8 protein-coding genes are annotated in these 12,342 nt (G+C 73.2%); 6 read left to right on the top strand and 2 right to left on the bottom strand.

Going from position 1 to position 12,342, the window contains the following annotated elements:
- Both G401_RS0131035 and G401_RS0131030 read left to right on the top strand, forming a co-directional pair.
- Positions 1-346 (top strand): UDP binding domain-containing protein (locus tag G401_RS0131035; RefSeq protein ID WP_027345556.1); only part of this gene is annotated, 346 nt, incomplete at its 5' end.
- Positions 347-574: 228 nt separating this feature from the next.
- The gene (locus G401_RS0131030) at positions 575-5,533 is read left to right on the top strand and encodes an SCO7613 C-terminal domain-containing membrane protein (RefSeq protein WP_027345555.1); all 4,959 of its coding nucleotides are present in this window, start codon (positions 575-577) and stop codon (positions 5,531-5,533) included.
- Here the strand turns inward: G401_RS0131030 and G401_RS0131025 are convergent, their stop codons facing one another.
- Positions 5,534-7,543: an acetoacetate--CoA ligase gene (locus tag G401_RS0131025; RefSeq protein ID WP_027345554.1), complete on the bottom strand. Its 2,010-nt coding sequence runs from the start codon at positions 7,541-7,543 to the stop codon at positions 5,534-5,536.
- A gap of 149 nt (positions 7,544-7,692) precedes the next feature.
- On the opposite strand from G401_RS0131025, the gene G401_RS49610 reads away from it, so the two are divergent.
- On the top strand, positions 7,693-8,217 hold the full coding sequence (locus G401_RS49610) for a hypothetical protein (RefSeq protein ID WP_051367388.1): 525 nt from the start codon (positions 7,693-7,695) through the stop codon (positions 8,215-8,217).
- A gap of 71 nt (positions 8,218-8,288) precedes the next feature.
- Positions 8,289-8,966, top strand: coding sequence for a hypothetical protein (locus tag G401_RS0131015; RefSeq protein ID WP_027345553.1), 678 nt, complete (start codon positions 8,289-8,291; stop codon positions 8,964-8,966).
- Here G401_RS0131015 and G401_RS0131010 read toward each other — a convergent pair.
- Positions 8,956-9,639, bottom strand: coding sequence for a TIGR03089 family protein (locus G401_RS0131010; RefSeq protein WP_027345552.1), 684 nt, complete (start codon positions 9,637-9,639; stop codon positions 8,956-8,958). The genes G401_RS0131015 and G401_RS0131010 overlap by 11 nt on opposite strands.
- Before the next feature lie 289 nt (positions 9,640-9,928).
- Between G401_RS0131010 and G401_RS0131005 the strand changes: the two genes are divergently transcribed.
- Together G401_RS0131005 and G401_RS0131000 are read left to right on the top strand one after the other, a co-directional pair.
- The gene (locus G401_RS0131005) at positions 9,929-11,038 is read left to right on the top strand and encodes a glycosyltransferase family 4 protein (protein ID WP_027345551.1); all 1,110 of its coding nucleotides are present in this window, start codon (positions 9,929-9,931) and stop codon (positions 11,036-11,038) included.
- A 41-nt stretch (positions 11,039-11,079) separates the two neighbouring features.
- Positions 11,080-12,210, top strand: coding sequence for a mannose-1-phosphate guanylyltransferase (locus G401_RS0131000; protein ID WP_027345550.1), 1,131 nt, complete (start codon positions 11,080-11,082; stop codon positions 12,208-12,210).
- The last annotated feature ends 132 nt before the right edge of the window (positions 12,211-12,342 follow it).

Below are 12,342 nucleotides of genomic sequence, written 5' to 3'. Positions count from 1 at the left end.
GTTCAAGTCGAACACCGATGATGTCCGTGACTCGCCGGCTCTGGCGGTGGCCGGGATGCTGGCCGAAGCCGGGGCGGATGTGCATGTGTACGACCCGCAGGGCACCGACAACGCCCGCCGGGTGCATCCGGAGCTGGCGTACGAGAAGTCGTTGACCGACGCGGTGACGGGTACGGACCTGGTGTGCGTGCTGACCGACTGGGCCGAGTTCCGTAACGCCGATCCGGTGTCGCTGGGCGAGATCACCGGCCGCAGGCTCGTCGTCGACGGCAAGAACTGCCTCGACGGACCGGCCTGGGCCGCCGCCGGGTGGACCTACCGCGGACTCGGCCGACCCGCCCTCTGACCGATCGCTTGTACGGCCGCGGATCCCGACCCGGGACCGCGGCCGTACGTTTCCGTGGGCCGTCGCGGCCCGCAGCCGAACGTCACAATCTGATCACCGAGCGCCGATCAGGATCGCAGGACGAACTGAGTATCCGGCGCATGAGCGACCAAACGGGACTGTACACACCTTGCCGCCACCGGGCATGCTGACTGCACACGGCGTGACGGTGTTCGGAGGTGTCCCCCCTTGGAACAGGCCCCCTGCTCCATGTGCGGCAGGCTGCGGGACCCCTCGGAGCGGTGCCCGCACTGCGGCAACACCCCCGAGGTGCTGGCGGCGGAGCTGGCCCGGATCAACAAGGCCATCGCCGACATGAGCGCGGAGGACCTGTCCCTGTCCGCTCAGCGCAAGAAGCTGAGCAGCCAGATGCAGGCCGCCATGCACCAGCGCAACCTCATCGCGCACGCGGAGGCCGAGCGGCAGCGCCAGAGCCGGGCGCCCCGGCAGCGCCGGCTCGGGCGTACCGGGCCGACGCGGAGCGTTCCGCCGCAGCCGGGTCCGGGCACGACGACCACCACGACCCCGCCTCCGCCGCCGCGTACCGCGCCGGGGCCGAAGGCGGCAGGACCTCGACAGCCCCGAGTCGCACCGCTGGCGCAGCCCGAGCCGGAGGCGAGTCCGCGTACCGTCCAGAACGTCCTGCTCGTGCTGGGCGGGCTGCTGCTCGGCGTCGCGGCCGTCGTCTACGCCGTCCTGGCCAGCGGTCTGCAGGCGGCCGGCGGCCTCACCGTCCTGTCCATCGTCACCCTCGTGATGCTCGCGGCGCCGCCCTGGCTGATCCGCGTACGCCTCGTGTCGACCGCGGAGACGCTGACGACCGTCGGGCTGCTGCTGATGCCGGTCGACGGCTACCTGATCAGCCAGTTGCCGGCCGTCGCGCACAGCGGGATCCCGACGTCGGTCGTCGCCGCGGTGATCTTCGCCGTCACGGCCGCCGTCGCGTTCGTCTACCACCGGCTGACCCTGCTCAGCTCGGCCCGCTACGGCGTCGTGCTGTTCGCCCAGCCGGTGCTGCCCCTGCTGTGCATAGGGCTGGTGAGCGGGAAGCCGGCCGCGTGGGCCGTGGTCTTCGCCGTGCTCGCGGGCGGCGACGCCATCGCGGCCCGGGCGATCGAGCTGTCCCGCCGGGAGCCGCTGGCCATCGGCGGCGAGCACCCGGTACGCCATCCGGAGATCCTCGAAGGCGCCTGGTCGAGCTTCTGGCTGCGCGAGCTGACCTGGGCATTGCACGGGCTGTCCGTCGTCGTCGCGCTCGCCTTCGGGGCCACCGCCCTGTGGCATCCCGAGACCGCCGGCGGAGCCGCGCTCGGTGGGGCGACGTTGCTGCTGGCCTGCGTCGTCGGCCTGCTCGGCGCGCTGATGCTGCGTACGCGTCCGCTGCCCGACGTCGCCGCCGGTGTCACCACACTCGCGGTGATCGCCGTGGCCGGCCGGATCGCCTCGATCTCCTCGCCCGGGCAGACCCTGCTCGCGTTGGCCGCCGCGCTCGTGGGCACCGGGTTCGGCGTACGGCTGCTGCCGCATGCCGCCCGCCGGGGTCCGCAGCTGGCGTCAACCGTGGCCGTCGCGGGCATCGGCCTCTTTGTGATCGGGGCCGCCCTGCGCGCGGCCGCCGCTCCCGCCCGGGCCGGGTTGCCGATCTGGGATCACCGGACCGAGGCCGACTTCGCCGCTCTCCTGGAGCACGCCCGGACGGGGATGGGCGCCACGCTCGTCGCCACGATCGCGCTGACCACTCTGGCCGCGGGGCTCGCGCTGCCGCCGTCGTTCCGCCGCGAGGTGGCGGTCGGCGGGGCCGCCCTGACCGGCCTGGCCGCGCCGGTCTCCCTGGGACTGTCGACGGCCGGGACGCTGTGGGTGCTCACCGGTACGGCGGTGGGGATCGCGGCGGTCGGCATCGGCGTGGGCGCGTTCGACTTCGGACCGCTGGGCCGGCCCCGGCCCCTCACCCCGCCGCCGTCGGGCCGCACGATCCGCCTGGCCGACCTCTGGTTCGGCCCGCCCGACCCGGATCAGCACGCCGACGGGTTCACGGCCACGACCAGACGATCCTCGCGGGCGCACGCCGTCGCCGCCGTCCTGGTCGGGCTCGTGGCCATCCTCGCCTCCCTGCAACACCCGGGTCTCACCGCCGGGGTGTTCTCGGCCGTCACGATCTGCGGCGTGGCGCTGGCCATCGCGCAACGCGTACTGCCGGTGCCGATCCGGGCGGACGATCCGACCGGGGTGCCGGGGCGGAGGGTCACCAAGATCATTGGCGACACGTGCGCCGGTGCGGCCGCGTTCGCCGCGCCCTCGGCGGTCGCCGCCCTCGTGGTCACGCTCGCCCCCGGAACTCTCACGCACCCGTCGATCCCGCTGGTCGCCGCGGCGCTGACCGCGACGGTCACGCTCGGGTACGTGGCCCTCGGCCAGGTCGCCCGGCGCGAGGTAGGCATGCCGGTCGCGATCGGCAGCGGGCTGGGCGCGCTCATCATCACCCTCGCCACCTTCAGCGCCCGCGGGGCGAGCTTCGCCGACACGCTGGTCGCGACGCTGCTGCTGGTCGGGGCCGTGCTGCTGGTGCTGAGCTCTTCCATCGACTCCGGGCTGCGCCGGGCCGACCGCCTCTACGACGGCGCCGACTACGCGGCCGCGATGGTGGTCGCGGGTGCCATCGCGGCCCTCACCCGGGCGTTCTCGCTCGGCTACGCCGGCGTGTGGCTGTTCGTCGCGGCGGTCATGGTGCTCGTCGCCGCCGCCGGCATCCGCCTCATGCCCGAATCGTGGCGGCGGGGTCCGGTCCTCGGCACGGCAGCGGCCGGCCTGCTCGTCCTGGTGCTGGCCGGCTATCCGGCGCTGATGGGCGGCGTACGCGCGCTCACGGTGGACGGCGGCCTCTGGCACGGCAACGTGAGCACGGTGCCGACGGGCGGCATCGGCTGGCAGGGGCCGGTGTCCCTGCTGGTGCTCGCACTGGCCGCGACGGTCGGACTGCCGTCGCCGCGCAACTACGACGCGGCCGCGCTGTGTGTCGTGCTGGCCACGGTCGGCATGCCGGCCGCGCTGCACTGGGCGTGGTGGTCGCCGATCGTCGTCGGGCTGCTGATCGCCTGCGGCTACGCCATCGCCTCGACCGTCGCGAAGGATCCCCGGGCCGGGTACGCGCGCATCGCGGTGGCGATCGCCCTGGCCGTGTACGCCGTCGGCGCGGCCCTCGTCCGGCCCTGGACCACGGCGGCCGCGCTGGCGTTCGTCGCGCTCGTCTGCGTGGTGGTCGTCGTGCTGGCGTCCATGATGTACCGCGTCGTGCTGGCCGACGAAGTGTCCACTGTCGACCTGCGGTCCGCCCAGCTGGATCAGGCCCCGCACCTCGGTTTCATCGGCGGGGCGGCCACGCTCGGCGCGCTCGTCGCCGCATCCGCGATGGCGGCCGCGCTGGCGTACATCCTGCACGAGAACGCGCCGGACCTCCGGCGACTGGTGCTCACGTCGGCCATCGCGACCGTCTCCATAGGACTCGCCGTGGTCGGGGCCGGCCGGCGGCGGATCCCAGCGTTCCTCGGTGCGGCCACGGCGGGCGTCGCCATCGTCGCCGGTGCCGTCGCCCTCGGCGAGCTGACGACACCGTCGCCCGATCATCCGACCGGCGTCTTCGCGGCCACCGGCGCACTGCTGTGCGTCCTCGCGGAGTTGTTGCGGACGGGGACGGTCGCCCAGTTCGCGCCGCGGCCCTCCGCCGCCGCGAGCCGGCTGCTCGCCGCGCGGTTCCGGCTGCCGGCGTACCCGGCGGTGGGGGCAGCCGTCGCCGCGGCCATTCCGTCGCTGGTCGCCATGCTGATCCTCTGGCCGCTTCTCGTGGCCGCGCTGACCCGGCCCTACCAGACGTTCACGAGCGGCACGTGGAAGGGCGTCCCCGAGCCCTACGCGGTCGCCTCGGCCGCCGTCGGGCACAGCTCCGCACTCACCGCCGTGCTGCTCACCGCGGCCGCCGCACTCGCCGCGGTCGGCTTCGGCGGTGGCGCCAGCCGCGCCGTCGCCCGCGTCTTCCCGGTCGCCGCCCTCACCCTCCTCATTCTCCCGTACGCGTTGCACCTGACCTGGAACGCCGCGGTCCTCGCCGGGCTGACCGTGTTCACGCTGTGCATGCTGGGAGTCGCCCTCACCGAGCCCGCGACCCTGTCCGACAGCGACCGCTCGTTGCGGACGGAACGCGTACTCGTGCTGGTCATGGGACTGATCGGCGGCGGCGCGGGACTGGCCGGGGCGCTGGCCACCCCGGAGATGACGATCTTCACGTTCGGCGGCGCGGTCTTCGTGGGCCTGGCCGCGGCGCTCGGCGGTCGCAGCCTGCCCGCCCGCATCCTGGGCTGGGTCGGCGCGGCGGTGGCCGCGGAGCTGTTCGTCATGTCGGTCAGCCTGCGGCTCGGCCTGGACCGGACGTGGACCGCGCTGGGCGTGCTCGCGGTGGGCGCGGTCCTGGTGATCGGGGCCGCGCTGCTGCCGCGGTTCTCCCGGCCGGACGCGCGGCCGGAAGCGGCGGCGATCGAATGGGCGGGCCATTTCGCGGCGGTCATCGCGATCGTCCTCGCGCTCCCGGCGCCGGCCATCGTCGCGGTGCTGCTCGCCGTGTGGAGCGGTGTTCTCGGTGTGGCGGGCGGCCGTCCGGGGCTGTCGGACACGCAGCGGCGCGCGTTCTTCTGGGCGAGCGCGGGCTGCGCGATCGGGGCCTGGTGGCTGCTCGCGCAGAACGCGAAGGTCGCCGAGCCGGAGGCCTACACGCTGCCGTTCGCGGCCGCGGTGCTGCTCGTCGGCGTGGTCGAGCTGCGGCGGCGGCCCGAGCTGGGGTCCCGGGCGGCGTTCACGCCCGGCCTGGTGCTCGCGTTCGGCCCGTCGCTGGTCCTCGTCATCGCCAACACCGACCCGGTACGCGAAGGCATCCTGCTCGTCGCGGCGGTCGCCACGCTGATCTACGGGTCGATGCGCAGCCAGCGGTCGCCGATCGAGGTCGGCGCGGCGGTCACGACGATCACGACACTGCACGCGCTCACGCTGGCGTTCAGCGCCTGGATCATCATGATCCCGCTCGGCGTCGTCGCGCTCGTCCTCGGTGCCAACAGCGAGCGCCGCCGCCGGATCACCGAGAACTTCCAGAAGATGCGCTGATCAGGCGGGCTTGCGCCGGGTCGCCAACTCCTCGAACGCGACCAGCGACTCGGGGTTGGCCAGCGCGCCTTGGGCAGCCGCCCGCTCGACCGGCGTACCGGTGAGGATGCGCTTGACGGGGACCTCGAGCTTCTTGCCCGACAGTGTCCGGGGCGCGGCCGCCACCTGATAGATCGCGTCCGGGATGTGCCGCGGCGACAACGCCGTACGCAGTTCCCGGGCGATCCGGGCGCGCAGCGCGTCGTCGAGGTCGAGCCCGTCGGCCAGCACGACGAACAGCAGCAGCTCGCCGGCGCCGCCCTCGGCGTCCTCCAGATGCACCACGACCGAGTCGACGACCTCGTCCAGCCCCTCGACCACCGAGTAGAACTCGCTCGTGCCGAGGCGTACGCCGCCCCGGTTGAGGGTCGCGTCGGAGCGGCCGGTGATCACGCAGGTGCCCCGGTCGGTGATGGTGATCCAGTCCCCGTGCCGCCAGACCCCCGGGAACACGTCGAAGTACGCCTCCCGGTACCTCGCGTCGTCGGTGTCGCCCCAGAACCCGACCGGCATGCTGGGCATGGGCGCGGTGATGACCAGCTCGCCGAGTTCGCCGGCGACCGGGTGCCCGGTCGGGTCGAAGGCGGCCACGGCCGCGCCGAGGCAGCGGGCCGCGATCTCGCCCTCGTAGACGCGGTTGAGCGGGCTCGCGCCGACGAAACCGGTGCACACGTCGGTGCCGCCGGACAGTGACTGCAACTGCAGGCTGTCCGACACGTCGGTGTAGACCCAGCGGAAGCCCTCCGGCGGCAGCGGTGCGCCGGTCGACCCGAGCCCGCGTACGCGGTCCAGATCGGCGAGCTCGCGCGGCACGATCCCGGCCTTGCGGCAGGCGAGCAGGAAGGGCGCGGAGGTGCCGAAGTACGTCATCCCGGCCGACTCGGCCAGCCGCCATAGGCCGCCGAGGTCGGGCCAGCCCGGATTGCCGTCGAACAGCACGATCGCGGAGCCGACCGCCGGCGCGGAGACCAGGAAGTTCCACATCATCCAGCCGGTGGTGCTGAACCAGAACATCCGGTCGCCGGGGCCGAGGTCGTGGTGCAGGGCGAGCATCTTCAGGTGCTCCAGCAGGATGCCGCCGTGGCCGTGGACGATCGGCTTCGGCAGGCCCGTGGTGCCGGAGGAGTAGAGGACGTAGAGCGGCGCGTCGAACGCGACCGGCGTGCAGGTCAGCGGCTCGTCGGTCGGCCCGGTGAGCTCGTCCCAGCGCAGGTCGGCGTCCTGGCCGAGGCCGGCGTAGTCCACGGTCACCGTCGCGACCAGGCTCGGCAGCGCGGCCCGGATCGCCGCCACCTCCGGCCGCCGGTCGACGATCTTGTCGCCGTACGCGTACCCGTCGACGACCACGAGCACCTTCGGCGCGATCTGGGTCCAGCGGTCGGTGACGCTGCGCGTACCGAATTCGGGGGCGCAGGACGAGAAGACGGCACCGAGCGAGGCGGTCGCCAGCATCAGCACGAACGTCTCCGGCACGTTCGGCAGGTACGCGCACACCCGGTCACCGCGGCCGACACCGAGCCGGCGCAGGCCCGCGGCCGCTCGGCGTACCTGTTCGCGCAGCTCGGCGGCGGTCAGGGTGACGGGCTCGCGGGTCTGGGAGTAGCCGAGCACCATCGGGGTGTCGCCGTCGACGCCCGGCATCCGCAGCACGTGCTCGGCGTAGTTGAGCGTCGCGCCCGGGAACCAGGTTCCGCGCGGCCCGAACGGGGTGCCGGGGCCGAACGCCGCGCCGGCGTCGTAGCCGGGGGCCATCGTCGAGGTCGGCTCGGTGTGTGCCACGACGCCGAAGTAGTCCCAGATCGAACGCCAGAAGCCGGGCAGGTCGGTGACCGACCACGTCCACAGGTCGTCGTAGCCCTGGAAGTCGAGTCCCCGCTCGGCGGACAGCCAGCGCAGGTAGCGGCCGATCTGCGCGGAGTCGCGTACGCCTTCCGGCGGCGTCCACAGAACAGAACCCGTACCGCTACTCATTTCTCGCCCCTCACGTCGTTGTGCCGGCCCGTCCATCCTGCCCCATTCTCGGGGCGGGCCGGCAGCCGGACGGATGTGTCCGCCGGACACCGCCAGGTCCCTACGTATGTGGGATATCGGGAGTGTCACGGGACCAGTACCCTGCGCGCATGCGTCACCTCTGGAGCCTGCTGTCAGGTCTCGTCCTCGCGCCGGTCGCGTTCCTGCTGTTCGCGTTGGGCGCCGCCGGACCGGTCGGGCAGCGGCTGCAGTCCGGCTCGTGGGGCCATTACGCCGTCACCGGCGGCGCGTACGCGCTCGCGGCCGTCCTGCTCGGCCTCCTGGCCAGCCTGCGGATCTCGCCGGCCGGTCCGGTGGCGGCCGGACTGATCTTCCTGATCGTCCAGACCACCGATCTCGTCGCGGTCGGCGGCCGGACGCTCGCCGAGAGCTGGTCGATCGGCGGCATCACCTTGTACCCGGGTCGTGTCACCGCCGGGTGGCTGCCCTTGATCGCCGGTATCGTGCTGCTCATGGCCGGTTTCAGCGGACAGCGGTGGCGGGCCTGGCCGGGTACGCGTACCGAGGCGACGGTCGGTCCGGTCGATCCGATGGTGGACACCGGACGCATCCAGGCGATCTCGGCCTGGGCGCCGTTCACCGAGGGACCGGCCGCGCCGCCGCCGCCGGACTGACCGGCCGTCCGGCACCGGCCCCGGGCGGGCCGTGCGAGGCCCGGAGCCGCCGGGGGAATCGGAGGGACAACATGCGCCACGTGGGCTCGTTCCTGCTCGCCGTGATCCTGGCCCCCGTCGTCTACCTGCTGACCGGGCTGGGGCTCAGCGCCTTCCAGCAGGCGACCGCGCCCGGTTCGGGGCACCGTCCGATCGCGATCGTCCTCGCGCTGGCCACGCTGGCGGTCGGCGGCATCGTGTACGCGATCCTTGTGATGGCCCGCCTCTCACCGGTCGGCCCGGCGCTGGCGGGCTGCGCGTTCCTGGCCGCGCCGGCCTGGCCGCTGGTGGACAGGGCGTCCTACGACAGCACGCTCAACGACATCGGCGCGCGGTTCGTCAACGTGCTCGGGGTGCAGATCATCGGGCTCGACCAGGTCGGGTCGACGGGAATCGGCGTACTGCTGGCGGTGCCGTTGATCGCCACGCTGGCCAGCGCCCGCCGGTGGAGCCGGTACCCGGATCGGGCCGCGCGGGTCGCGTACGCGCCGCCGCCCGTGTACGCGCCGCCGGCGTACCTTCAACCGCCCCAGTACCAGCAACCGCCGCAGTATCCGCAGCCGTACGCCTACCCGGCGTACGCCGACCCGCCGGAGGCGGTCACCGAGCCGCTGCCCGACGTGGCGCCGCCGACGCTGCACTACCCGCCTACGCAGGAGCAGCCCCCGGCGGACAAGCCCACCGTCCCCGAGACGGACCCTAAAGGCTGACGACGCGCGCCCGCTCCATCCCGGCCCGTCGCTCCAGGGTGGACGCGTCGGCGCCGACGCACGCCACCATCGTGCAACCCGCGACGAGCGGCGCGACCAGCCAGTCCAGCACGTCGGCCGCGGGTGTTACGGCGTAGATCACCCGCTCGCCGGCGGGCAGCCCCTTCGCGCCCGCCCGCTCGCACAGTCGCGCCTGCGTCAGATCCGCGTACGCGAGATCGTCCGGACCGGCCGCCGATCCGCCGAAGTGGTCGCCGTGTACGCGGGCCGCCGTCACCCAATCGGTGACACCGGCCGGCAGATCGCGTACCGGAAGGGCGAACGGGTGCAGGCCGACCGCGAACGTGTCCGGGGCGGCGGCGGCCTGGCCGGTGCCCACGAAGGCGACGTCCCCCTTGCCGGTTCCGCCGGTTTCCACGGAAAGTCCGGCGCTCCAGCAGGCGAGCAGGATTGCCGCGGTCTGCCAGTGCGGCGGCAGGTCCACCGTGGCCACGTCGCCGGACCCGAGACCGCAGCCGTCGACGAGCAGGTTCGCCGTCTTGGCGACCCAGTTGGCGAGCGTCGCGCCGGACAGTTCCGTCCGCTCGCCCGTCGTGTCGTCGTACCAGGTCAGCAGCGGTCGAGTCGGATCGGTACGCACAGCGGCGGCGAACGCCGAGGGCACGGTGGTCACACGGTCACGGTACGCGAACCGTTCGGCGCATCGCCGAGTGACTGTCGCGTCGCAGACCACCACCGCCCGTGGCACGGGCGTAGTGTGGGAGTCGGAATACTGTGACGCGGCGCACAGCCTCCCTCGGCGCACCACTACAAGCAGGCCATTCCGCGGCAGCGAGACCGGTAGCAGCGAGACCGGCAACAGCGAACCGGTAGCAGCGAAACCGGTGCCACGGACCGGCGGACAGTGGCATCGACGGCGGGGGTGCCGGTGCCCGCCAGGCGAAGGAGTGAACGTGGTCCGCGTGCTCGTCGACGCCACCAGCATGCCCGCCGATCGGGGCGGGGTCGGCCGTTATCTCGACGGATTGCTCGGCGCTCTCGTGGAAACCGACGGCATCACCGTGGTCGCGCAGCGTACCGACACCGAGCGCTATGAGCGGATGATGCCCCGGGCGCAGATCATGCCCGCCCCGGCCGCCGTCGCCCATCGCCCGGCCCGGCTGGCCTGGGAGCAGACCGGCCTGCCGATCCTCGCCCAGCAGGTCGGCGCCGACGTGCTGCACTCGCCCTTCTACACGTGCCCGCTGCGGGCCGGCTGCCCGGTCACCGTCACCGTGCACGACGCGACCTTCTTCACCGAGCCCGAGCACTACGACGCGGCGAAGCGCACGTTCTTCCGCAGCGCCATCCGCACCTCGCTGCGCCGGGCGGCCCGGGTCATCGTGCCCAGCAAGGCAACCCGCGACGAGCTCATCCGGCTGCTCGACGCCGACCCGACCAAGATCGACGTCGCGTACCACGGCGTCGATCCGGACGCCTTCCACGTGCCCAGCGAGCAGGAGAAGGCCCGCGTACGCGCCCGGCTCGGCCTCGGCAACGGCGGCTACCTGGCCTTCCTCGGGGCCAAGGAACCGCGCAAGAACGTGCCGAACCTCATCCGCGGATGGGCGCAGGCCGTCCGCGACCGGGTCGACGCGCCCGCCCTGGTGATCGCCGGCGGCTCGGGTCACGACGACGACATCGAGCGCGCCGTCGCCGACGTGCCCGCCCATCTGCGCCTCCTGCGCCCCGGCTACCTGCGGTACGCCGACCTGCCCGGTTTCCTCGGCGGGGCGCTGCTGGCCGCGTACCCGAGCCACGGCGAGGGCTTCGGTCTCCCGGTGCTCGAAGCCATGGCCTGCGGTACGCCGGTCCTCACCACGCCGCGCCTGTCGCTGCCCGAGGTCGGGGGCGACGCCGTCGCGTACACCGGGGAGGAGCCGGACCGGATCGGCAAGGACCTGGCCGACCTGCTGGACGACCCGCCGCGCCGGGCCGTGCTGACCAAGGCGGGACTCGCCCGGGCGAAGGAGTTCACCTGGACGGCGAGTGCCGAGGCCCACATGGCTGCGTGGGCCCGTGCGGCCAAATAGCTGACAGCGTGAAACCGGAGTCGGTCGGGTACGGTGTCGGCGTGTTGCATGCCGTTGTTCTCGCAGGTGGTAGCGGTACCCGTCTGTGGCCGCTGTCCCGCGCGGGGAATCCCAAGTTCCTGCATCCCCTCACCGGTTCGGCCGACACGTTGCTGCAGGCGACCGTGCGGCGCGTCGAGGGGCTGAGCGCCCCGGCCGACACGCTGGTGGTCACCGGTGTGGCGCACGCCGCGGCGGTCGCCCGCCAGCTGCCCGACCTGCCCGAGGACAACATCTTCGTGGAGCCCTCGCCGCGCGACTCGTGCGCGGCGATCGGACTGGCCGCGGCCGTGATCGAGCTGCGTTCGCCGGGCGCGTTGATGGGGGCGTTCTCCGCGGATCACCTGATCCGGGACACGGCGGCCTTCACGGCGGTGATCCGGCAGGCGATGGCCGGTGCGCGGCAGGGCCTGCTCATGACGGTGGGCATCACGCCGACCCGGCCGGAGACCGGCTACGGCTACCTCCACTGTGGCGAGACCGTCGACGGCCCGGTACGCCGGATCGTCGAGTTCAAGGAGAAGCCGTCGGCGGTCGTCGCCGAGGAGTACCTGGCGTCCGGGCGGTATTTCTGGAACGCCGGGATCTTCGTGTGGCGTACCGACGTGTTCCTCGCGGAGCTGGCCCGCCAGCAGCCGGAGCTGCACGCCGGCCTGCAGACCATCGCGGCGGCCTGGGACACCGACGAGCGTGAGGCCGTCCTGACCGAGCTGTGGCCGGCGCTGACCAAGATCTCCGTCGACTACGCCGTGATGGAGGGCGCCGCGGCCGAGGGCCTCGTCGCGACCGTCCCCGGCGACTTCGGCTGGCACGACGTCGGCGACTTCGACACCCTGGGCGACATCCTGCCCGGCGACGAGGACGGCAACGTCGTCGTCGGCGCGATCGAGCCCGAGCAGGTGACCGTGGTCGGCCGCGACCCCGGAAAGGTCGGCAAGGACGAGGTGCTCATGCACGACGTCGCCGGCTGCGTGGTCGTCCCGGCGGCCGGCCGGCTGGTCGCCGCGCTGGGCGTCCGGGACCTGATCATCGTCGACACCGCCGACGCCGTGCTGGTCTGCGCGCGCGACCGGGCTCAGGACGTCAAGAAGCTGGTGGACACGCTCAAGGCCCAGGGCTCGGCGACCCTCTGATCCCCGGCCGGCGATCCTGATCCCGGCCCGGTGATCTTGATCATGGCGTCCGGGTGTTGCTAGGCATCACGGCGTCCGGGTGTCGCTGAGCCCGGTCCCGCCGGAAACGGTTTCACCGGAGCCCGGCCGAGC

The organism is Hamadaea tsunoensis DSM 44101 (assembly GCF_000428945.1).
GTDB classification, from domain to species: domain Bacteria; phylum Actinomycetota; class Actinomycetes; order Mycobacteriales; family Micromonosporaceae; genus Hamadaea; species Hamadaea tsunoensis.
This window is presented reverse-complemented; position numbering and strand designations above follow the sequence as displayed.

Bases quoted from the DNA above. Each gene is read 5' to 3' on its own strand.
- G401_RS0131025 (WP_027345554.1), bottom strand. From the start codon at position 7,543: ATGAGTAGCGGTACGGGTTCTGTTCTGTGGACGCCGCCGGAAGGCGTA.
- G401_RS49610 (WP_051367388.1), top strand. From the start codon at position 7,693: ATGCGTCACCTCTGGAGCCTGCTGTCAGGTCTCGTCCTCGCGCCGGTC.
- G401_RS0131015 (WP_027345553.1), top strand. From the start codon at position 8,289: ATGCGCCACGTGGGCTCGTTCCTGCTCGCCGTGATCCTGGCCCCCGTC.